Genomic DNA, 24,052 nt, shown 5'->3' on the forward strand with positions numbered 1-24,052 from the left:
TATTCTCCTTAGAAACGCTGGCTAACAGTAAAACCAATGCGCCCTTCATTGAATTTGTCATAACGCTGATATCCCATCGTTGTGCCTAAATTTAGCGTGTTGGTAATATCGAGATTGGCACCTAATTCTGCACTAATAATGTCACCGCCAACGGCATTTCCTTTAATATCAAAAGTGCTTCCTCCAGTATTAAAATAAGTGAGGCTGTGGCGTTGATTAATATTATTTTCCCCCGCAATATCTTTGAAATAACGGAGATTAAGTGATGGTGTTAATTTGCCATAAGAGGTTTGATAGCTATTCCATAAAGCAACAGATCCCCCTAATTGATTAACTGCGTAGCGTTGACCATAAGTACGCATTGATAATGCCGAACCTGTTTCTTCCCACGAATCAATATTTAGCCATTGATATTGGTAAGTCAGCATTGGTTTAATATGGATGAAATCAAAATCAAAATAGGTTCCTGCATTAATCTGATAACCTAATTGCACACCAGAATAATCACCTTTTGCTTTGGTATTTCCTTGCCATCCGGTATTGCCGCCGATATCTCGCTCGCTATCGACAGTGTAATAACCAATATTTAAATTACCGTTTAGGAATAATGTGTCACTATACCAACCGGTGTAAGGCATAAATTCAAAATGGTTAATTTCTTTACTTGCGTTACGTTGTTTCGCGTCAGCTTTGGCGTAGTTATAAGCCAAAGAAACGCCGATAAGAGCATCTTGATTAATTTCGTAATCAGTACCGATTTGAATACCTGTGCGGTAAGTGTTGTAACCGTTAATGCCACCTTGATTACTTTGTGTACCGTAACCGTACAGCATATTAGCCCAGCTATTCCAGCCAGCTTCTCTTTCTTCAATAGGTAATTGGTTATCATAGCGTAAATAGCGATGAGCAATATTATTGCGCATATCTTCAACCATGATTAATCCCGCTTGAATATCACTACCATCAGCGATAGGGGCTAAATCATTCGATAATGCGGCAATATTATTATCGTCATTTCCTGCGGCGACTAATAAACTCAGTGCTTCATCTGAAATTTGGTTACGCGTATTATTAAATTCATTTAATACGGTTGGAATAACAAAGTTTGCTGCAGCTAATCCATTTTCACTTACATTGCCACGTTCTGCTGCACTAATAAAATTATTGCCGCCTTCATAACTAATACCATAACGTGCAACTAACTGATTGCCACTAACGCCACCACTAATATTCGGCGGTGTGGTTTCTAACCATGAATCTGTTTTTTCTAATAAAGGAGAAACATCAGGTGCAATGGCATTAGCATCAGTAACGGTGATACCAGCTTCGTCTTTAATGGCGGAATTTGAAGAAATTAATACGATATCTTTGTTAATGATATTATCGACACTGGTTCCTTTAAAATCTAATTTAGCTTGGCTACCTTTTTTAAAGGTGACATCACCATCAACATGGAGAATAGCGTCATCAGTATTGGTATTATCATCAAGGCGGAAAATAAGCTGACTATTTTCCTTATTCATGAAATTACCTTCCCAATGAATTGTTCTATCTTTTCCTTGGATAGTTAAATTGCCATGATTTTCAATTAATGGAACACCTGTGATTTTGTATCCATCAAATAAAGCATTTTGAGCACCACCTTGATAAGCAAAGTTTATTTTAGTGTCAACGTGACCATTTCCTAGAATATCACCGTGGATCTCACCATTTACATCACTTCTAAAACCTGTATTCAGTGTTCTAAAGTCAATAGCCGCTGTTTTTCCTCGAATAATGGCGCCGTCTCTAATATAAACACCAGTACCTCGTTTTGGAAAATTGCCTTCAACAAGTATTGCTGTACCATTTTCACTGGTGACGTTAGCACCATTTAAATTAATATTACTGCTAAAAGAGGCACCCTGATTTATTTTGATTGCACTGGCTCCATCACCCGTTACGGTAATATTTTTTGTGATTGCTTGAGCTTTATATTCTGTTGATGAACCATTAAATACAACGCCATCACCTTGTGAAACTGTGACATCTTTATCTATTTGAGCATTATTGCCATTATTAACATTAACGGTTTCACAGATATTTAAATTAGGATCACAATCAGTAGCCCACGCAGAACCATAAATAGCTGATAAAATAGCAGCGCTCAAAAATAACAATTTTTTATTTTTCACAATATAACTCCATGAACAATTATATGATTTTAATTATTAGAATGTTGCTCGGAATGAAACTTTGAAATAATCCTGAGTTGATTTACTACCATCATTTTTATTTTCAACTCGTTCATTATAATATTCCGTCATGACTCGCCATTGAGGTGATATTTGATAAGCCATTTGTAGGGTATAACGGGTCATATCTTTTTCGACATAAACACCTTTATTTGTTCTATCTTCTATTTTTCCAAAAATAGATTTACGCATTGATGGAGAAACAATTAATCCTATTGGCGTTGTCCAGTTAACATACATACGTAATTGCTGATTGTGGTTTGTTTCTTTTGTGTCATATTCTTCGTGTCGAATAGCTTGCTTACCACCATCAAAATAAGCAACGGTTGTATTAATATTAGGAGTGACAAAATAGCGTAGGCCAGGTTCAATTTCCCATCCTAAGTAATCCGTGTTTGTGACACCATTACTGCGTTTATCTTCTTTCTTTTGTAAGCCAAATAAAACGCTACCCGTTAAAACCCAATTTTTATTGATTGGAAATTGGTAATTGGTTTTTGATTCATAGAAATCAATAGTTAATCGACTTCCATTATCATAGTTAGTGAGATCTTGACGTACTTTTAAACCAGGTTGGATCCAACCATTATTTAATTTAAAACGATAGCTACCCTGTAAATCATAACGCTGATAACGGTTTTTATTATCATGCTCACGTTGACGAAAACCAACATCGAAATACCAGTTAGACTTATCTGGATTAATATTAAAATCTACACGATAACCAGCATAGTTATTTGGTGTATCGTAATCTGCTGTTTCCCACGAAAACATGGCGTTGACATTAGCTGCTTGAGAATGAAAAGAAGTTAAACCTAAGCCAAGAAGAGGTAAAAAAAGAGCAATACGAAGTTTGTTCATGGTATATATCCAATTCTTTATTCGCTTTTATTTGTGTCAATTTTTAGGTGTAGGACATCTTTCCCTTTGTTTTATTAAAAGGATTTTTATATCAGCGAATTGGGTTTATATATAGCGCCATAATATTATGGCGCAGATATTTTTATTATTTCTCTTTACATGTTGATATTGTTTTATTTAATTTATTAGTTGTAGCCGTAATAAATTCAGTGGCGCGCCAAGAATCTCCTGTTTTTTCCAACCAAGGGGTTAATTCTTCTTTAATTAACTTCTCAATTAAAGGCATATTATCTTTGGCAACATTTTTCATTTGATATGGATCGTTCACATTGTCATATAAAGTATATTTTAATGGTTGTCCATCTTGTCTATCTATAACCAAAGTATGAGTTTTGGTTCTGACACCTCGTTTACCGAATGAAGGTTCACCATAAGGAATAAAGAGATAAAGCTGAGAATTTGCTGTGTCGCCTTTGCCTGTGACTACCCTATCTGCAAGATTAGTACCTTCTACGGAATCAGGGATCCATTCCGATAAACCAAGTAGCCCTAAGATAGTTGGGTAAATATCAGGTGCTGACATTAATGCATCGTCAGTGCCTGGTTTAATTTTACCCGGTAAACGAAACATCATAGGAACACGCATAGATTCTTCATAAGGATTATTTTTTGTTGCTTGTCCATTTGCCCCTAAGCAACTGCCATGATCAGAGAAGAAAACAACAAGAGTATTATCTGCAAGACCTTGTTTTTCTAATTCATCTACGATGCGACCAAATTGCTCATCAACACCGTTGACCATTGCCATATATTCTTTGAAATATTGAGGTCCATAGCCCTCTTGATATTCAGTATCCCACTGTACATTAGGGCGTGTATTTAGCTCTTTTGACGTCTTACCTTGATAAGCATCGAGGTATTTCTTCGGTACTTGATCATAAGGTGAATGAGGAGGGTTCATTGAAACCACTAATGCAAATGGTTTTGAATTATCTCTAAATTGATTATTTTCATTTTTGAGGAACTTGATTGCCATATCAGCTTCATGTTCAGGTCCCCATTGATCAATGTAAATTGGCTTATCACGAGGGGTATCGTTTGCCCAATACATTGGTTTTAAATGTAAATCATAAGTGCCATAAGAATACCAAAAATCAAAACCATGACGTCTATCTGGTGCTGCCCATTCATTCCAATAACGACCTTCCATTGGATTGTTGTAACTTTTAATAAACGGTTCGTAAGGTGCGTCAAGGTGCCATTTACCAATATAGCCTGTGCTGTAATCGAGAGATTTTAAAACATCCGACCAACATTTTGCATAAGGCGATAAATCAATACCCACTTTTCCACCGTAATCATGAGCATTACCTGTAATGCCATTGCGTACAGGATATTGTCCTGTCATAAACATGCCGCGAAAAGGAGAACACAAAGGATAGTTTGATGCCATTTGTGTCATTACTTTGGCTTGCTTCGCAAATTTATTAAGATTAGGTGTAATTGAAGGATCTTCCCCCATAAACTGCAGAGCGTGAGCACGCATTTCATCAGGAAAAACAATTAATAAATTAGGTGCGTTTTCTGGGCGCGTTGGTTTGTTAGGCGTAGAGCTCCCTGAATTAGCAAGAACAGGGGTAGAAACAGACATTGCCGCACCGCTGGCTGCGAGTCCTTTGATAAAAGTTCTGCGGGAAACAGTCATTGCTTCCTCCTATTTTACGTTTACTTTCGAATTGGTGTCTTTTATCTTATTTATACTTTTGTATAAGATCAAAAAGTAAGTTAACGAAAGATCAAGAATTGAAAGGGAGATCACAGAATGATGTCAAATTGTAAGCAATTTGACAGCTAAAATAGGAGTTGGAATATTGTTAAGAATAGATTAATTTTTTATTGTTTTATTTATTGTATTGATTTATATGGATATTATTTGTTTTGTGATGATGGTAGCAAAAATATCTAAAAGCCTCCATTTTTAGCTGGTAAATAGGATAACAGAAAGTGTAAGCATTTTTCTTTCGTTTGTTTTCATTGTCCTTTAATGATCCACCATGATGTGCCTTTAAACTCAAAGTTTTTAACGACCTCCATGCCCAATTTTTGGTGTGCTTTTAGTGACCGAATATTTTCGCTATTAACAAATGCGATAGGGTGCCCGCCATGTAGAGAACAGATCTGTTGGTAGAGATTTTTTAATAGTGACTTTCCTCGGTGCGATTTATCAATACAAACGGGGCCGTAAAACCAATTGTTTTGTGTTATTTCTGGAAAGTATTGGTTAATAGCTTGAGCAATTGGAGGGATCGAAAAAGAGGTAACAGGAAAGCTAAAAACAACAGCAATGATATTTTCCTGGTAAAGTGCAACAATAGCGTTAGTGCTATTTTGATACATCGCCTCAACTTTATTTAGAGGATATTCACCATATAATCCACCTTGTTGAGATTCAGAATTTGCCTGTAATAATAGTGCTACTGCACTTATATCTTTAGCGGTCATTTTTTGAAATATATAATTCATTTTTTATTCCTTTTTGCTCTGGCTTATAATCCTAGTATATAAAAAATAATGTATATTACAAAAAATATGTTAGAAATACTAAAGTTAAACTTATCAATTTTTCTTTAGATGATTTATTTATTGTCAATTGAAATTCTTTTTTATAAAGAAGCAGTAATATTACTTAAATTATTACTGCTTTAATTATAAAGTTATTTTTTAATAATCTGATTATAGAAGAGAAAATTGTTTACCAGCCATAAGCTAATCCACCGCCAATAATAATTTCTTTTTCACTATTAATGGATGAGTTTAATCGAAATGCAATATCGTTATTTGGTTTATATTGCACACCTCCAGCAAATGCTGTTCCTGTCCGATAATTACTAATACCAATTCCGCCACTTAAAGTGTGATGAGCAAGATAAGGAATGCTAGTCATTGCAACTGATGAAGCTATGCCAGCAAATACTTTTTTTTCTAACGCGATAATTTCTTTGTCTAAATTTGCAATTGAATCTGTGATTTCAGCCTGTCTTTTTTTATAATAATTATCAAAATCATTAATATGGGTTTTGAGATTACTGATATCTGTACTGACCGTTCTCTTTAGCTGATTAATGGTGTTGTTTGTTGCTATTTTATTTTTATCAACCAACTTTTTAGCTTGAGCAAAGTTAACGGCATCAGTATTATTTTTTCCTTCACTGATATTAACTAATCGTGAAGTGTGTTTATTTTCAATGTTTCCAAATGAGACTGTATTTTCTTCCGTTGCTAATGAATTAGCGCCAATAGCAACTGAGTGTGTATTTTTAGCTTGGCTATTTGTTCCTATTGCAATTGAACCGTTACCTGATGCATTACTTTTATCGCCTAATGAAATACTAGGGATATTAATGATTATTGGATCTTTTTTATTTTCTTTGATTAAGTTTGTGTTTGAATAGGAGAAATTTGGAAATAAGAAAACAATTAAAAATAATTTTTTAAATAACATTTAATTTAATCCTTTAATGATCTTTAGTGGTATGAATTAATGCTAAATGATTACTTTTCTCATCACAAATAAAACATTCTGTATTTACTCTTAAAAATAGTTTTAAATAAAATACTAAGCTATTTAATATTTGATCAATAGTTATAGTTCATTAAATAGTATTTAAAAAAATTTATTTTATAAAAAACTGCATCTTACTTAAGATGCAGTTTAGGATAAAAAAAGTTATTAATGTTTTTTTCTAAAAGCAAAAGCGACAGAGATTGCTTGTAGCAGACACATTGTTGAAGTTTGAGAACGAAAGGTTTTTATTTGAGCTTCTTTAACAGTTAAACAAACATCGCTTAAACTCGCTAATGGGCTAATTGGACTATCAGTAACAATAATCTGTTTTGCTTCTTTGTAAGTTGCCATTTCACACATTTTTTGCATTTCATCTGAATACGGATGGAAATGAATACCAAAGAGCACATCACGATGTGTAATATTTCTTAATTGCTCTTTGTACATCCCGCCTAGGCTGTTGACAAAAACAGTCTCACAAGGGATATGCGAGAGAGCATGAAAAAAATAGCTTGCAGCACTGAATGAGTGATGAAAGCCACAAATATAAATTGTGTCAGCGTGTTCGAGTAATTGTAATGTTTTATTTAACATTTCTCTGTGAGTCTGATTTGCCAATTGTTGCAATGAATGGCTATTTGCTTGTGCAAATTCTTGCAAAATATAGGCTGGCTCATTCAGATTAGGAGGCTCCTCTTTATATTTTTGTTTATAAGTTAAATTTTCATTTTCATTTACCATTTCATTCATCAAGTGATTTTGAAATAATTGTTTCATTTCATTGAAGCCATTGAAATGAAATGCGTTGGCAAAACGAATTAATGTCGATGGAGGAACATTTGCTTTATCTGCAAGGATCGCAATTGTATCAAATGCCACACTGTTTTTATTATCAAGTAGATAATGTGCAACCTGCTGTAGCCTTTTACTTAATCCATTATAGCGGGAGCGAACTTGTTCCTGTAGTTCATTCAGATTTGTTGCAGTAGACATAGTGCCCTCAATAAAAATACTATTGTAATTGTAGTGTTTTTTGCGTGGCATTTGAATGTTTTTAGCTAATAGTAATTAAAATGAAATATAGAGTTAATTTCAAGTAAATTAATGACCTAAAGGTAATTATTCGATGTTTAAAACTCTATTTTATTTATTCTTTATTAATTTTATTATAACCTTGCGAAATTAATTTTCTTTATTTGCATTTAAATGAAATTATTATTTCAAATTAACTAATGTGATATTAATAATGATATTGGCTTCATTAGAAAGATTTTATTTTATTTGACTTTGTTTGTTTTATTTTTTTGAAAATTTAGCTTAGATTGTTATTTTTTATTATCAATGTTATCTCTATTTGAAATGTTAAGTGTTTTAATATCTTTGTGCGCGATGATTGATATTTATAATACGACGCTTGTTTTATTTGTTAATGATAGTAATTTATCACTATCTTAATTAAAATTTATTTTCATTGGTTGAAGTTTTTATATGCAAAACGATCACTCGTGGATTAATTTATTAATGCACTATTGCCATGATCATTACTCAGAAATGATGCCAGTTATATTTTTTATTTGTATTGTTGGTATTATTTTTGGTGTTGTACGCGAAATGCGCTGGTTATCCGTTTTTTTTACGGTTCCTCTAATTATTATTGTATTTTGCTTAATAAGTTCTAATTTAGGATAAGTGAAAGATACAATTGTTTTTATAGTTAGACAATTGTTGTATTGATATTATTTTACTTATTATTTTTTATTCCTATTTTTATGTTTTTGATTATGTATATAAACACCTGCCAATATACCTATCTTATTTTGAAAAAAACTGATCCAACAATGTCATTGATTAGATAATCAACAGAGTGACTAATAAGAGCTTATTACTTATTGATTATTATTGATAATGATAAGCAAATTATTTGTTGAATTATGGACTAACAATTTATCCTCAATACACTAAACTAGATAACATTATTTTAATGAATTAGAAACTATTGGATTTTTATTATGCAATGGCGAAATAATGCGTCTCGCTATGGGCACTTGTCACTCCTTTTACACTGGGGGGTGGCGCTTACTGTCTATGGTATGTTTGCTTTAGGGCTGTGGATGGTGACGCTAGGGTATTATGATAGCTGGTATCATTCTGCACCTGAAATACATAAGAGCATTGGTATTCTTTTATTTATTATTTTGATCGTGCGTGTGATATGGCGTTGGATCTCTCCGCCTCCTAAAGCTTTATCAAGTTACAGTAAATTGACACGCATTAGTGCTCATATTGCACATATGCTTTTATATTTAATCTTATTTTCTATTCTGATTAGTGGTTATTTAATTTCAACCGCTGATGGACAAGCTATATCTGTATTTGATTGGTTTTCTGTGCCTGCCATTTTTACAGGAGAAGCCGAACAAGCGGATTTAGCGGGCGATATTCATCTTTATTTAGCCTGGTCAGTGGTTTTGTTATCGCTATTACATGCTGCTGGTGCTTTAAAACATCACTTTATTGATAAAGATGTCACGTTAAAACGCATGCTAGGAATGCGGACTAAATAATTAAACTTATAAAATGAAATTATGGAGATAACAATGTTTAAGAAAGCTTTATTAGGTTTAACAGCAGGTGCGTTGTTATTAAATGCAAGTACTGCTTTAGCAGCAGATTATGCTATTGATAAACAAGGCCAACACGCATTTGTACAGTTCCGTATCCAACATTTAGGCTATAGCTGGTTATATGGCACTTTTAAAGATTTCGATGGTACATTTAGTTATGATAAAGAAGATCCATCAAAAGACAAAGTTGATGTTGTGATTAAAACAGGAAGCTTAGACACTAATCACGCAGAACGTGATAAGCACTTACGTAGCGCTGATTTCTTTAATGCAAGCAAATATCCTGAAGCTCGATTCGTCTCAACCCAAGTTACTCGTGATGGAGAAAACTATGTAGTAACAGGTAATTTAACATTAAATGGTGTGACTAAACCTGTTTCATTAAATGCCAAATTAATTGGCGAAGGTACTGATCCTTGGAAAGGTTACCGTGCTGGTTTTGAAGCAACAGGTAAAGTTAATCTGAAAGAGTTTAATTTTAAATCAGACTTAGGACCAAAAGCACAAGAAGCAGAATTAATTATCTCTGTTGAAGGTGTGAAAAAAGCGTAATTACTGGCTTTTTCATTGAGTTATTGTACTCAAAACAATCTAGATGATTTATAAACCGATGCATTAAGGCATCGGTTTTTTTATGCGTAAATAAGATTAATTGTCTTATACTTAGGAAATTGTTCTTGTTTTGTACTTAATTAATCGAAATTAATTAGCGATTCTATCTATTTTAAGGAAGAGCAAAAAGAGAAATACGAAGAAAATATTCTCCTAATCTAATCATTTATTTCACAGGAAAAGAGCCAATGATGAGAAAATTACGTCATACTTTTTTAGGTACTCTACTTGTATCTGGATTTTTAATGGAGGGTATTGCAGAGGTGGATGCCTGCACTCGAGTTGTTTACTTAGGTGATAATAACCAAATTATTACGGCTCGTTCAATGGATTGGAAATATGATATAGGAACGAATTTATGGATATTTCCGCAAGGTATGCAGCGATCAGGAGAGGCAGGCGATAATTCGATTAAGTGGGTATCTAAATATGGTAGCGTTATCGCATCAGGTTACGATATCTCAACCACAGATGGGATGAATGAAAAAGGCTTGGTGGCTAATTTATTGTGGTTGGCGGAATCTGATTATCCAACATATTCCAAAGATAAACCCGCATTGTCAATTTCAGCTTGGGCGCAGTATGTGTTAGATAATTTTGCTTCAGTTGAAGAAGCCGTGAATGCATTAGAGAGTGAGCCTTTTATTGTATTGACGGATAAAGTTCCTGGACAAGATAGAATGGCAACACTGCATCTTTCGCTTTCAGATGCAACGGGAGATAGCGCCATTATTGAATATATAAATGGTAAACAAGTGATTCATCACAGTAAAGAGTATCAAGTGATGACGAATTCTCCTATTTTTTCAGAACAATTAGCGTTGAATAGTTATTGGCAACAAATCGGTGGAACCGTGATGTTACCAGGGACGAATCGTGCTTCAGATCGTTTTGCCCGAGCTTCTTTTTATGTGAATGCCATTCCTAAAGCTCAATCGAGTAAAAAATCTCTCGCTAGCGTATTTGGTGTGATTAGAAATGTATCTGTACCTTATGGATTAAGTACAGCTGAATCACCAGAAATTTCATCCACACGCTGGAGAACCGTGGCTGATCATAAAAACCAATTATATTTTTTCGAATCAGCATTATCACCGAATACCTTTTGGGTTAATTTAAAGGAAATCGATTTTTCAAAAGAGAGTGGGAAAGTGATGACATTACCATTAGGTGAGGAGCAATCAATCATCTATTCTGCTAATGCAACCCGTCATTTCAAACCCGCAGAGCCTTTTAAATTTCAAGGATTAGATAATATCCCTTTAAATAACTAGTGGAATATTCACAATACCTAATATGAAACTATCTGTAATACTACATGTAATAGAGACATCTAAAGTGACGAGAAAAATGATGTCTTTATTACTTATCTTGAATGGTATTTTTATCATTTACTCCATTTTGCTGTCTCGTGGTATTTATCTGGATTGGGAAATACACGGGTTTTCTGCATGGCTTAAATCATTAGGGGTATTAAAACTCCTCGATATACCAAAGGTGATGTTGGCTTGTGCGTTAATCTTGCTCTCAATATTTATGTATCTAGGGGCGAGGATCGCGTGGTGTGTTTCCTTGATTTTATTAGCTACCATTGTTTTTCTTGATGTTGCGGTTTATCAGCAAATTGGCATTCAGGCTTATTTTTCTTTTATTTTAGCGATTGGGTTATTAATCAGTTGGCGCGCATTTCCGCATCATAGTTTAACCAGTGCTGGTTTTGTGGCTTTTATCTGTATTTTTTCTTTGCTGTTATTCTCAATGTTGGGAAGTCTTTATATTGGTGATGAATTTAAGCCACATATTACAACATTGATGGATGCGTTCTATTTTTCTATTGTCTGCATGACGACACTAGGGTTTGGCGATATTGTGCCAATTAGCACGAATGCACGTATTTTTACTCTCACTGTTGTTATCTTGGGAATAACTGTTTTTACTACTTCCATTGTGTATGTCATGGGATTTCTTGCGCGCGGTACTCGCGATATTGTTAAGAAAAGGATCGCTAAAATGCATAATCATTTTATTATTATTGGTTCATCGGCATTAGCTTCTCAATTAGAAAAAGGGTTAAGAGAACAAGGGAAACCTGTCATTGCGATTTGTACCGATAAAAGTAAAGCCTCTTATGACGCGCAAGCCAATATTATTGAAGGTGATCCAACTAATCTTAAAACATTGCTATCTGCCAATATTGCGAAAGCAAGTTGGGTTGTTACTTTATCTGAAAGTGATGCAGAAAATACCTTTATTTTGCTGACTATCCAAGAATGTTCTAATGTTGATGCCAAATTGATCACCATTATTAATCAAGATGAAAATAGGGATAAGATCAGCCGATTACGTCCTGATATGCTGTTTTCTTTAGCATCATTAGGCAAAGAAATTATGATGAAAGTTTTATGTGGTGAATCTATTTCCTCCTCAGATGTGACTGATTTGCTTTTAAACAAATATTTAAAATCATAGTTTTGATAAAACCTTCTTTACGAATGATAATGATTGCCATAAGATGTATTTAAAATGCATCTTAATTGAGGTTGAATTATGGAACTTGTAAGTTATAAAACAATGCCAGAGTGGACTCGTACATCCATTCCTTTAGCGTTATTAGAACGTCACAATACAAAGGAAGGCACTTATGCCCAAATGCGAGTACTGCAAGGCAACATGACATTTGTTGTTTTTAATGATGATGGTTCACAAATTTCAGTTGAGTGTAATACTGAGGATCAGCCACCTTTAATTCAACCTCAACAGTGGCATAAAATAGATAAAGCCAGTGATGATGTACGTTGCCAACTCTCTTTTTTATGTGCCCCAGAAGATAAGCTATTTAAAGAAAACGACTTATCATTACCGCATTCTGAAGTACGTTATATGGCAACGTTTACTCAGCCTTGCAAGGTGTTAGATTTAGGTGCTGGTCGTGGTCGAAACAGCTTCTATTTAGCGTCTCAAGGTTATGATGTGACGGCGTTAGATATTAATGCTTCACATATTGATGCTATTGAAACAGTTAAAACCAAAACAGGATTGGCTGTAAAAAGTGGCTTATATGATATAAATAAAGCTTCACTTACTGAGAAATACGATATTATTCTTTCAACTGTTGTATTGATGTTCTGCCAACGGGAACGTATTGAAAGTATTATTAAAAATATGCAGGAATGTACCAACTCTAACGGTATTAATGTGATTGTTTGCCCTGTTGAAACGCCAAATAGTGATCCAGCTGAAATTCCATTTAAAACCTTTTTACGTCCAAACGAATTAGCTGATTATTATAAAGACTGGGAAATTATTAAATATAATGAGGATCCAGGACATTTACATAAAACAGATGCAAATGGCAATCGTATCGCCTTAAATTTTGCTACTTTAATCGCACGCAAAAAATAGTTAAGAACTATCATCTCTTTTTAAATACCCCAAATAATGAACTGCACCCCAAAAGTTGGACACCAACTTTGGGGTATTTTTTATTTGTTTAAGCGAATTTTATTGTTGTGGTGATTTATCGCTTTTAATGTCGAGGGATTGGTCTGTTTGTTCTTTTTCTTCAGACTTTTGTAATATGCGTTCTAATAAAACCGTATAAATAGGGCGACCACCTAATAGTTGCGCCAACATCGTTGCTCCTAAGCAGGTAATAATCATAGGCAGAATAAGTTGATAATTATCGGTCATTTCTAATACGAGGACGATCCCTGTTAGTGGTGCTCTTACCGTTGCCGCAAATAATGCGCCCATTCCTGCAATAGCAAATGTACCGATTTGAATTTGATAATCGGGGAAAAGTAAGGTTGCAGTTAATCCGAATGCACTGCCAAATAGAGTACCTAGTGCCAGAGTGGGTGCAAATATACCGCCAGGAGCACCAGAGGCAAAACTGACAATAGATGTGATCGTTCGTAAAACAAAGAAAAGTAATAGCGCAATCAGGGAATATTGTCCCGTACTCAGCGCAGGAATAATACTAAATCCACCGCCAGTTATTTCAGGAATAATTAATGCTAATAAGCCACAAAGCCCACCGATGATGCCACCAGTTAAAACAAAGCGTGATGTTTTATCTTGATAGAAACGCTGAAATTGGGTTTGGACATAAAAAAGTAGCTTACTGAATATAACGCCAATAATGCCAAATAACATACCCAAAACTAAATACAGCCAGAGTGTATTGAGTGGTGCGGATGAAAATTTACCGATATGAATAACACCGCCTTCACCATTAAATAGGCGAAAAACAATGCAAGACATAATAACGCCAATAAAGACTGCTTTAATTGAAATAAGACTGTATTTAAATTGAGGTCGCATCTCCTCAATAATAAATAAAATACCTGCTAGAGGTGCATTAAAAGCAGCGGTTAATCCTGCGGCTGCACCAGTTGCTAATAACGTGTGGCGTGACTCTTTATCTTTTACTCGAGAAATATCATTTACGAGCTGGCCGATATTGGCACCTAATTGAACCGTTGGACCTTCTCGTCCTAACACCATACCAGAGCCTAAAGTTCCAATACTGGCAATAAATTTTACAGGTAATACTCGCCACCAACGAACAGGGCGAATATCTATCATCGCACCTTCAATTTCAGGTATTCCAGAGCCACCCGATTCGGGTGAAAACTTCTTGACTAAATAATATCCCAGCATTGCTAAAATAGAGGAAAAAAGCAAAGTACTTATTGCCAGAATATAAGGATTAGTAAAGGTTTTCATCAGTTCTTCTTGTCGAAAATGAATCACCCAACTAACACTTTTTTCAAATAAAACGCCCACTAATCCAGCTAGCGAGCCAACCACAGCGGATAGTAGTAGGATTTTTAGTGGTGCAAGGTTGGTTTCTTGCGCTTTTCTGAACAGATTAAAACGACGTTCATTTTGGGTATTTTGTGCTGATTTATGATTATGCATAACTTTGACTGAAGTATTGTAACGATGAACCTAATGATAGCGTAATTTAATAATGAAGTGATATTTCTCACATAACTTAGTCAATTTTAAAATTAGTCGTTTTTTTTTCTAGCATATTTTCACTTTTTCATCTTTAGTGTAATTGATAACAAAAAATACATATTTAGATAACATTTGGACGAAAAAGGGTAATTTATGGATTTTATCACTAATATATTAAGCGCTATAAATGGCGTGGTATGGGGAGTTCCGATGCTTGTCGGTATTCTCGGTATCGGCCTTTTTATGCAGTTTCGACTTGGCTTTTTACCTATTAGGAAATTAGGTACAGGATTTAAGCTGTTATTTGAAAAAAATGATAAAAGAGGCGAAGGTCAGATATCACCATTTAATGCGTTGATGACCGCACTATCCGCCACTATAGGAACGGGTAATATTGCTGGTGTTGCAACAGCTGTTGTCTTAGGTGGTCCAGGTGCATTGTTCTGGATGTGGATGACCGCATTAGTGGGAATGGCAACCAAATATTCAGAAGCCGTGCTTGCTGTACGTTTCCGTGAAGTTGATAAATATGGAAACTATGTCGGTGGGCCAATGTATTACATCAAAAATGGCTTAGGTAAAAATTGGGTTTGGCTAGGTACTGTTTTTGCTGTCTTTGGGAGTTTTGCAGGTTTTGGTATTGGTAATACAGTACAAGCAAACTCTGTTGCTGATGTACTGGAAAGTAATTTTGGTATTTCGACGACAATTACCGCTATTGTGCTCGTTGTTTTAGTCGGTGCTGTACTCATTGGCGGCATTAAGCGTATTGCTGATGTTGCTGGTAAATTAGTTCCTATTATGACCGTTGGCTATTTTGGTGCAGGTATTGTTGTTTTAGCACTGAATGTGACTGCGATCCCAGATGCTATTATCCTTATTGTTAAATCTGCATTTACACCAGTTGCTGCTCAAGGTGGTTTTGCAGGTGCAGCTGTTTGGGCGGCGATCCGTTTTGGTGTTGCGCGTGGTGTTTTCTCAAATGAAGCGGGATTGGGTAGTGCGCCTATTGCCCATGCGACGGCAAAAACACAAAATCCTGTTCGCCAAGGTTTGATTGCGATGCTGGGAACTTTTATTGATACCATCATTGTCTGCTCTGTTACAGGATTAACTATTGTTATCACAGGACAATGGTTAACAGGGCAAAGTGGTGCAACATTAACCGCCACATCATTCTCTATCGCTATTCCGGGTGGTAACTATATTGTGGCAATTGCATTAGCTATTTTTGCATTTACCACGATTTTAGGCTGGAGTTTTTACGGTGAAAAATGTGTGCAATACCTGTTTGGACCTAAAGCTATTATGCCATTTCGCATTGCTTGGCTGATTGCGTTACCAGTTGGGGCAACACAATCATTAGAATTTGTGTGGTTATTGGCCGATACACTCAATGCAATGATGGCGATCCCTAACTTAATTGCATTAGCGTTATTAAGCCCTGTTGTTTATCGCTTAACAAGAGATCATATAAAAGATGTTAACGCTGATAATATTGAATTAGATAAAGAAACTCACTCAGTGAGCAAAAAAGAAGCCGAAGCAGAGTAACTCGTTCTTACTTATTGGCTAACAACACAACATAAAACCGCATACTTTATAGCGATAAGGATGCGGTTTTTTTATGGTAATAACTTGAGGTGTGAGAAATTATAGATAATAAAAAGCCTTCTGGGGAGAAGGCGAAGAGATGAGTATAGATATTATATTTATAAGAATTTAGAAAAGAGAGAAAATCTTATTCTTTCATACTGATGAAGATATTTTTCACTTGGCTATAAGCATCTAACATCATTTTATGTGTTTCACGTCCTAAACCTGATTTCTTGTAACCCCCAAATGGTGCGTGAGCTGGGAGTTCGTGATAAGTGTTAACCCACATACGACCAGTTCTTACTGCTTTTGCAACACGTAAGGCACGGTTAATATCTTGAGTCCAAACACCACCACCTAGTCCATATTCAGAGTCGTTTGCCATGTCGATAACTTCATCTTCATTATCAAATGGGATAACACATAATACAGGTCCAAAAATTTCTTCACGAGCAACACGCATTTGGTTTGTGGCATTGATAATGATAGTAGGGCGAACAAAGAAACCATCATCATAACCTTCACCGGTGATACGTTCACCGCCTGTTAATACTGTCGCACCTTCTTTTTTAGCGAGTTCAACATAGCCTAAGATAGTATCCATTTGATCTTGGCTAACTTGTGTACCCATTTGCGTATTCGGATCAAGTGGGTCACCGACACGAATACTCTCAAATTCAGTTTTTAATGCTTTCAAAAATTCATCATGAATATCTTTATGTAAGAACAAACGTGAACCTGATTCACAAGCTTGTCCTTGGTTCATCAAGATTGCCAATGCTGAATATTTGACCGCTTTTTTCATGTTTGCATCAGGGAACACGATATTGGCTGATTTACCGCCTAATTCCAATGTTGCTGGAACCATTTTTTTCGCTGCGGCTTCTGCTACGGTATAGCCCACATTGGTAGAACCTGTAAACGCAAGTTTATCAATATCTTGATGCTCTAAAATAGCTTGTCCTACGACAGAACCGCGCCCTGTAACAATATTGATCACACCAGCTGGTAATATCTCATTTAAAATACGACCTAGCTCTAATAATGAAAGGGAAGTCAGTGTTGCTGGATTAATAACCACGGTATCACCTGCCGCAATCGCTGGTGCCAATTTCCATGCTGCCATTAATAATGGGAAGTTCCATGGAATAATTTGGCCCACAACACCAATAGGTTCGCGAATAACAAGGCTAATGGTATTTTCGTCTAGGATGGCACTTTCATCGGTATGAGAGCGTATCACGCCTGCAAAATATCGAAAATGGTCAATAGAGGCAGGTAAATCTATGTTTTTCGACTCATTGAGTGGCTTACCGTTATCAAGCGATTCAATCCAAGCAAAGCGTTCTTGCTCTTGCTCTAAACGATCTGCGATTTTTAATAAGAGGGCTTGACGCTCTGCAGGTGACGTTTTGCTCCATGTTTTGAATGCGTTACGTGCAGCGCTCACTGCGCGTTCAACATCTTCAGCACTACCAGATTGGTATTCGCTTAATAATTCACCAGTAGCAGGGCTATAGGTTTTGGTTGTTTTTTGCGATGTGCTAGATACCCATTCTCCTCCAATTAACATTTTGTAGCTTTCTAGAGGGCGAAATTCTGATGGAACATTATTTAATTTAATCATTTTTAATCTCCAATGTAGGGGTGAGTATCTTTCAAATGTGTAGTTTCATTTCGTAATACTCGTGCTAATAACATATATCAATTGAAATAATTTGATTAGCTATTGATGCAATAGGTGATATTAACTATAAAAAATAGTAAAGAATATTACTGAGTTAACAAAAACGGATGAACTTAATCGTTTCATCTCTCAGTCTTTATATGATTAAACAAAAAACAACCATCAATAATTCTTAAATAATCCTTCTCATTTACATGCCTACGGTGTCATGTAATTAATCTTTTTTTTTTAAAAAAAGATTTTTGGCTTAAGCCAAATCAAAGGATAAAAAAAGGAATATTAAAAGGTTTGCTAGAAATTGCGTTAGATCAAACAACATTTAAATTGTTCAATATTGCACTTTCGCTCTTATAAAAATGGCGTATTCTTATGTTGCATCTTGAATGCAACTTATAAAAATAAAGCGTTATCTTTTATTAGAAGGAATACGATATGTATTGTGTGCAATGTGAACAAACAATGAAAACGCCTGTAGGTAATGGTTGTGCCTATGCGCAAGGTATGTGTGGTAAAACAGCAGAAACTTCTGATCTTCAAGATTTACTCGTTGCGGTATTAGAAGGGCTTTCAGCGTGGGCTTTAGCAGCGCGTAGCGTTGGTATTATTGATCATGATGTAGATAGCTTTGCTCCTCGTGCTTTTTTCTCTACGTTAACTAACGTCAACTTTGATTCTGATCGCATTGTTGGTTATGCGAAAGAAGCTATCTATTTCCGTGAAAGTTTGAAATCTCGTACTTTAGCGAAAAATGCGGCAATTCAAGTCACTAATCCAAGAGCTGAAATCCAATTAGCGGGTAACGATTTAGACAGTTTACAAAAACAAGCTCAGCTTTTTGCTTTAAATGCAGATAAAGCGCAAATCGGTGATGATCTTCATGGATTACGTATGCTGTGCCTGTATGGCTTAAAAGGAGCTGCGGCTTATATGGAGCACGCGCATGTTTTAGGTCAGTATGACAATGAAATTTATGCAGAATATCACCGTTATATGGCGTGGTTAGGTACTGATCCTGCTGATATGAATGAGTTGTTAGAAAATGCGATGGGCATTGGTCAAATGAACTTCCGCATTATGGCTATTCTTGATAAAGGCGAAACTCAAGCTTACGGCAACCCTACACCAGTTACTGTTAACGTGCGCCCTGTTGCAGGTAAAGCGATTTTAATTTCAGGTCATGATCTGAAAGATTTGCAAATGCTACTCGAGCAAACGGAAGGTAAAGGGATTAACATTTATACTCATGGTGAAATGTTACCTGCTCATGGTTATCCAGAACTTAAAAAATATAAACACTTAGTGGGTAACTACGGAAGTGGTTGGCAGAATCAGCAAATTGAGTTTGCAAAATTCCCAGGTCCTGTATTAATGACTTCAAACTGTATTATCGATCCTAATGTTGGTAATTACGGTGACCGTATTTGGACTCGCAGTATTGTAGGCTGGCCGGGTGTAAAACATATTACTGGTGATGACTTCTCTGAAATGATTGAACAAGCACAATCATTAGAAGGTTTCCCATACAATGAAATTGAGCATTTAATTACAGTTGGTTTCGGTCGTGAAACACTATTAAATGCCGCTGATACTGTGATTGATTTAGTTTCACAGAAAAAATTACGTCATGTTTTCTTAGTGGGGGGGTGTGATGGTAGCCGTGGTGAACGTAGCTACTACACCGATCTTGCAAGAGAAATTCCACAAGACTGTTTAATTATGACTTTGGCGTGTGGTAAATACCGTTTCAATAAACTGGATTTCGGTACTTTAGAAGGCTTACCACGCTTACTTGATGTGGGTCAGTGTAACGATGCTTACTCAGCGATTATGCTAGCCGTTAACCTTGCTGAAAAATTAGGTTGTGGTGTGAATGATTTACCACTGTCTTTAATTCTCTCTTGGTTCGAGCAAAAAGCGATTGTTATCTTATTGACACTGCTTTCATTAGGCGTGAAAAACATTTATACCGGCCCAACAGCACCTGCGTTCTTAACCGACAATCTGCTGGCGGTACTAAATGAGAAATTTGGTATGCGCTCTATTACTACACCAGAACAAGATCTTAAAGATATTCTTTCTGCTTAATGTTTTAAATTCATTATCATTACCGAAGCCTACGGGCTTCGGTGAAGGATCAATATCCATGACGATGCCTACTTCTCTTTGTCCTAATCGTATGCAAGTTCACTCTATTAATCAGGAAACACCTGAAGTGTGGACGCTGAATTTAATTAATCATGACTTTTATTCTTATAAACCAGGTCAGTTTGCACTGGTGAGTATCAATAATAGTGATGAAATACTGCGTGCTTATACCATTTCATCTTCTCCGGGATTAAGTCCATTTATCACTTTAACCGTTCGCCGTTTAGAAAATGGTGTGGGTTCAGGTTGGTTAACATCACAAGTAAAACCAGGTGATTATCTTTGGTTATCTGATGCTCAGGGTGAATTTACTTGTGCTGGTAAAGAAGGTGCGCGCTATTTAATGTTGGCAGCAGGTTGTGGAGTGACACCTGTTATGTCGATGACACGTTGGTTGTTAAATAATCAACCTAAAGCAGACATCACGGTTATTTTTAATATTCGTGAGCAAAGCCAGTTTATTTTTGAGAAAGAGTGGATCGAATTAGCAAATGCATATCCATACAATCTTAATTTTATCATGATGCCTAAATTACCTGATAATAAAGGGTTATTTAGTGGACGCATTTCTCAAGAAAAATTGGCTGCACTAGTACCTGATATTGCGAGTCGTACAGTTATGTGCTGTGGCCCAAATAGTTATATGGAAGACACAGGACGTTTTGCAAGAAATCTTGGTGTACCTGCTGAGAATATCTTTATGGAACGTTTTGGTGATGAGCCTGTTTGTGTTGATGAAAACGAACAATTAACCATGACTATTCGTCATCCATTATCACAAATTAAAGTTCCTGTTGGCATGACTTTATTATCCGCTATGGAAGAAAATAAAGTTCCTGTCTTTGCGGCTTGTCGAGCAGGGGTTTGTGGTAGTTGTAAAACTCGTATTGTGAGTGGTGATTATGATGTCAGCAGTACCAGTACATTAACGGCTGAAGAGATAGCTCAAGGTTATGTCTTAGCATGTAGCTGTCGTTTAAAAGGAGATGTTGAGCTCGCTTAACCTCTTTTTATTAAGTATTTCCTTCTATTTTCCTGTTTTTTTTACCCTGTTAATTTATTAACAGGGTTTTTTATGTCTATTCTCCCCATTAAAAAACTGAATAATCTGGAGAATGCTTCCCTTTATTTTAAATTAAAGAAGATTTTTATTTATTCAGAATAATAAAAATATTGGAAATAATGATTAACTAAAAATATATTTTAGTTAGTGGGGCGTTTCCTTATAAACATTCTGCTATTATTTAAACTATTGACTGGGTAAGGGGGGGTATATGAAAAAATTGTTACTTGTTTGTTTATTTAGTGTCATGTTATCTGGCTGTGAAAAACCTCAACAAACCCTTGATGGCTCTAATGTAGAGTCGCTACGTATCTCAATTGTTGAAATGCGCAACTCACTTCCCCTTGATGAACAATCACGTTTTGATGAAGCAATAGAATTAGCGATCCTTAATGATATTAATTTTAATGATTTAGTTATCGCAGGTCGTAATAAAAATGCGGATATTATCACGCGTAAAATGTGCCAATCATTAGATGGTAAAACGGTAAAAGATATATTTTTGCAAGCAGAAGAAATAAGAGTACAAAAATTAGCATTAAAATAATCAATTAATAAACAGATTATCTTTTACTATACGATTTTAGCTTTCGTAGGAAAACTTCATTTCTTTTTATATATTGGTTTCGAATGTAATTACAATTCTTAATTGTGTGATGAATGCTTGAGGCTATTTTTCAATAGAACTTAAACAAAATCGTTATCGTGCTTTTCATTATATTGTGGGTGGTTATAATGCGCGCCGCATTCGCAAGAAAAGTGCAGTATCTCGTTAGGCGAGGCTCCTATACAAACACAGGTTACTGATCTGACGACGTCGAGAGACGCCCAAGATTAGGACAGGATATATCGACCGAAGGTATATCCCCATGTAACTTCCAGTATTCATCGGATACGTTGTATAGTGCTAAAACCGAGACGTGTAGATAGCTTTTGCATTCTCGCTTCTGGTTTCGCCCCTATGGAGAACTGATTTGCTAAACACAAACAGTAATAGGGAACCACAAAATGAAATTCAATACTCAAAACAAAATGGATGCTGTATTAGTTGCAGATGCATCCTTAAACACACCACAAAATAACTCAACTCAAGACCAATACAATCGTTTAAAAGATGATGCAACCGTTAGTGCTTATATGAGCCAGTCTTATATTGCGGTTTCTGTCGCTGATTCTGTTGAAAATGTGAAAGCTCAATTGGTTAATGATTTAAAAGATGAATTAATTCCAACCTATTTATATGTGGTGGATAAAGATAATTATCTAAATGGGATTTTGCCCGTTAAATCATTATTAACCGCGGCTAATGATCTGTTTGTGTCTGATGTGATGCGTCAAACCTTTTTCTCTGTTTCACCAGAACAGAATCGACATGATGTGTATCAACTGATTAGCCATAGCGGTTTAGACAGTGTACCAGTGATGCATTTTGGAAAATTGGTCGGTGTTTTACGCCCTCAAGATATTGCTGAATTAATTGAAGATGAAAATACACTTGATGCACAAATGCAGGGTGCAACTTCACCTTTAGAGCAGCCTTATTTAGAAACCAGTCCAGTAACATTATGGCGTAAACGTGTTGTGTGGTTATTGATGCTGTTTGTGGCAGAAGCGTATACCAGCACTGTGTTACATGCTTTTGAAGACAGACTCGAAGCCGCAATTTCATTAGCATTTTTTATTCCATTGCTGATTGGTACAGGTGGAAATAGTGGTACACAGATCACCTCAACATTAGTACGTGCTATGGCATTAGGAGAAGTGAGCTTACGTAATGTTTGGTCTGTATTAAGAAAAGAAATAACCACATCGATAATGGTTGCACTGACTATGGGTATTGCTGGTTTTGTGCGTGCTTGGTTCTTAGGTGTGGGTATGGAAGTGATGATTGTGGTTGGCTTAACGCTTATTTCAATCACGGTTTGGAGTGCGATTGTTTCATCTGTTATTCCAATGGTATTAAAGCGTTTAGGTATTGATCCTGCGGTTGTTTCAGCACCATTTATCGCGACGTTAATTGATGGTACAGGTCTTATTATTTACTTTGAAATCGCATCTCATGTGATGAGCGAGTTTGCTTAAGACAATCCCATATATTCATTCTCAAGATAAAGCCGATGTGAATTAATCAACACATCGGCTTTATTTTTGTCTGCATTTATTCATGCTTAATAAATTGTAAAATAGCCTGACAATGGCGACAACGGTATTGTGTCTCTCCGCGTAATACTTTGTTATGGCGGCGAATGGTAAGCTGATGTTTTTCTTCACAATGGCAAGCATAAGGAAAGGTTTTAGCTTTAACTGCGCTGACATCAAAATGATGGGTTCGTTTAGCTGAAACTTGTAATACTGTTTCCATCATCCATTTCCACTCTTTCCCATGAGGTGCTACACGACCAAAATGGCGATTAACTAATAAATGCGCTAATTCATGAGGAATAACTTCTTCAATAAAATTCTGTTTATTTTCAATCAATAATGTAGGATTAATACGAATTTCCCAATTTGCATAATAGGCACTGCCAGCAATAGTTCCTCTCTGATTATAATGTAGAGTAGGTTCTGGGTAATTTGTATTAAGATAAAGATTAGCCTGCTGCAATTTTTCACGCAGTGTTCGCATAACGCTTTGCACTAAGGCGATGGGGACTCTTACCGTTTTCATGTTACAGAGCATATAGTGGCTTATACAAACAC

19 protein-coding genes and 1 riboswitch are annotated in these 24,052 nt (G+C 35.7%); of the genes, 10 read left to right on the plus strand and 9 right to left on the minus strand.

The genetic code is table 11. The features are described from left to right. Positions 1-8 precede the first annotated feature (8 nt). From ABN212_RS04665 to ABN212_RS04690, 6 genes are all read right to left on the minus strand, one after another. Positions 9-2,174 carry an autotransporter outer membrane beta-barrel domain-containing protein gene (locus tag ABN212_RS04665; protein ID WP_349442953.1) on the minus strand — a complete coding sequence of 722 codons (2,166 nt, stop codon included), beginning with the start codon at positions 2,172-2,174 and terminating at the stop codon, positions 9-11. 36 nt (positions 2,175-2,210) lie between these two features. Next, complete coding sequence (locus ABN212_RS04670) at positions 2,211-3,095, minus strand: OmpG porin family protein (RefSeq protein WP_198620905.1); 885 nt, start codon at positions 3,093-3,095, stop codon at positions 2,211-2,213. Between the two features lie 145 nt (positions 3,096-3,240). Then, entirely contained in the window at positions 3,241-4,800 is a 1,560-nt protein-coding gene (locus ABN212_RS04675; protein ID WP_198620906.1) for a sulfatase-like hydrolase/transferase, read from the minus strand. 326 nt (positions 4,801-5,126) lie between these two features. After that, positions 5,127-5,618 carry an N-acetyltransferase gene (locus ABN212_RS04680; protein WP_198620907.1) on the minus strand — a complete coding sequence of 164 codons (492 nt, stop codon included), beginning with the start codon at positions 5,616-5,618 and terminating at the stop codon, positions 5,127-5,129. A 229-nt stretch (positions 5,619-5,847) separates the two neighbouring features. Next, a complete protein-coding gene (locus tag ABN212_RS04685; protein WP_198620908.1) occupies positions 5,848-6,597 on the minus strand; it encodes a YadA-like family protein in 750 nt (249 codons plus the stop codon). Between the two features lie 228 nt (positions 6,598-6,825). Next, complete coding sequence (locus ABN212_RS04690; RefSeq protein WP_069367652.1) at positions 6,826-7,653, minus strand: MurR/RpiR family transcriptional regulator; 828 nt, start codon at positions 7,651-7,653, stop codon at positions 6,826-6,828. 1,016 nt (positions 7,654-8,669) lie between these two features. Between ABN212_RS04690 and ABN212_RS04695 the strand changes: the two genes are divergently transcribed. From ABN212_RS04695 to tehB, 5 genes are all read left to right on the plus strand, one after another. Further along, entirely contained in the window at positions 8,670-9,224 is a 555-nt protein-coding gene (locus ABN212_RS04695) for a cytochrome b (protein ID WP_349442954.1), read from the plus strand. Positions 9,225-9,257: 33 nt separating this feature from the next. Beyond that, positions 9,258-9,836, plus strand: coding sequence for a YceI family protein (locus ABN212_RS04700; RefSeq protein ID WP_109371210.1), 579 nt, complete (start codon positions 9,258-9,260; stop codon positions 9,834-9,836). Between the two features lie 248 nt (positions 9,837-10,084). Next, on the plus strand, positions 10,085-11,170 hold the full coding sequence (locus ABN212_RS04705; protein WP_198632528.1) for a linear amide C-N hydrolase: 1,086 nt from the start codon (positions 10,085-10,087) through the stop codon (positions 11,168-11,170). Between the two features lie 79 nt (positions 11,171-11,249). After that, positions 11,250-12,365 carry an NAD-binding protein gene (locus tag ABN212_RS04710; protein ID WP_232799457.1) on the plus strand — a complete coding sequence of 372 codons (1,116 nt, stop codon included), beginning with the start codon at positions 11,250-11,252 and terminating at the stop codon, positions 12,363-12,365. 78 nt (positions 12,366-12,443) lie between these two features. Next, entirely contained in the window at positions 12,444-13,298 is an 855-nt protein-coding gene (gene tehB, locus ABN212_RS04715; protein ID WP_160230596.1) for an SAM-dependent methyltransferase TehB, read from the plus strand. Between the two features lie 99 nt (positions 13,299-13,397). Here tehB and clcA read toward each other — a convergent pair whose 3' ends face one another. Beyond that, positions 13,398-14,819, minus strand: coding sequence for a H(+)/Cl(-) exchange transporter ClcA (gene clcA / locus ABN212_RS04720; protein ID WP_198620912.1), 1,422 nt, complete (start codon positions 14,817-14,819; stop codon positions 13,398-13,400). Between the two features lie 195 nt (positions 14,820-15,014). Between clcA and ABN212_RS04725 the strand changes: the two genes are divergently transcribed. Continuing rightward, on the plus strand, positions 15,015-16,415 hold the full coding sequence (locus ABN212_RS04725; protein WP_349442955.1) for an alanine/glycine:cation symporter family protein: 1,401 nt from the start codon (positions 15,015-15,017) through the stop codon (positions 16,413-16,415). A 187-nt stretch (positions 16,416-16,602) separates the two neighbouring features. Here the strand turns inward: ABN212_RS04725 and ABN212_RS04730 are convergent, their stop codons facing one another. Beyond that, positions 16,603-18,084: an aldehyde dehydrogenase family protein gene (locus ABN212_RS04730; protein WP_198620913.1), complete on the minus strand. Its 1,482-nt coding sequence runs from the start codon at positions 18,082-18,084 to the stop codon at positions 16,603-16,605. Positions 18,085-18,576: 492 nt separating this feature from the next. Between ABN212_RS04730 and hcp the strand changes: the two genes are divergently transcribed. The 4 genes from hcp (at position 18,577) to mgtE (ending at position 23,434) form a co-directional block, all read left to right on the plus strand. After that, positions 18,577-20,229 (plus strand): hydroxylamine reductase, encoded by a 1,653-nt coding sequence (gene hcp, locus ABN212_RS04735; RefSeq protein WP_196533359.1) that lies wholly within the window; start codon positions 18,577-18,579, stop codon positions 20,227-20,229. Between the two features lie 58 nt (positions 20,230-20,287). Then, positions 20,288-21,292 carry an NADH oxidoreductase gene (gene hcr, locus ABN212_RS04740; protein WP_198620914.1) on the plus strand — a complete coding sequence of 335 codons (1,005 nt, stop codon included), beginning with the start codon at positions 20,288-20,290 and terminating at the stop codon, positions 21,290-21,292. Positions 21,293-21,563: 271 nt separating this feature from the next. Further along, positions 21,564-21,899 (plus strand): DUF6694 family lipoprotein, encoded by a 336-nt coding sequence (locus ABN212_RS04745; protein ID WP_198620915.1) that lies wholly within the window; start codon positions 21,564-21,566, stop codon positions 21,897-21,899. A gap of 214 nt (positions 21,900-22,113) precedes the next feature. Further along, positions 22,114-22,285: riboswitch (M-box (ykoK) riboswitch) on the plus strand. 75 nt (positions 22,286-22,360) lie between these two features. Next, entirely contained in the window at positions 22,361-23,434 is a 1,074-nt protein-coding gene (mgtE, locus tag ABN212_RS04750) for a magnesium transporter (RefSeq protein ID WP_100159143.1), read from the plus strand. Positions 23,435-23,510: 76 nt separating this feature from the next. Here mgtE and ABN212_RS04755 read toward each other — a convergent pair whose 3' ends face one another. After that, positions 23,511-24,020: a SprT family zinc-dependent metalloprotease gene (locus ABN212_RS04755; protein WP_023581469.1), complete on the minus strand. Its 510-nt coding sequence runs from the start codon at positions 24,018-24,020 to the stop codon at positions 23,511-23,513. Between the last annotated feature and the right edge of the window lie 32 nt (positions 24,021-24,052).

Origin of the sequence: Proteus genomosp. 6, assembly GCF_040139785.1 — a bacterium.
GTDB lineage: Bacteria > Pseudomonadota > Gammaproteobacteria > Enterobacterales > Enterobacteriaceae > Proteus.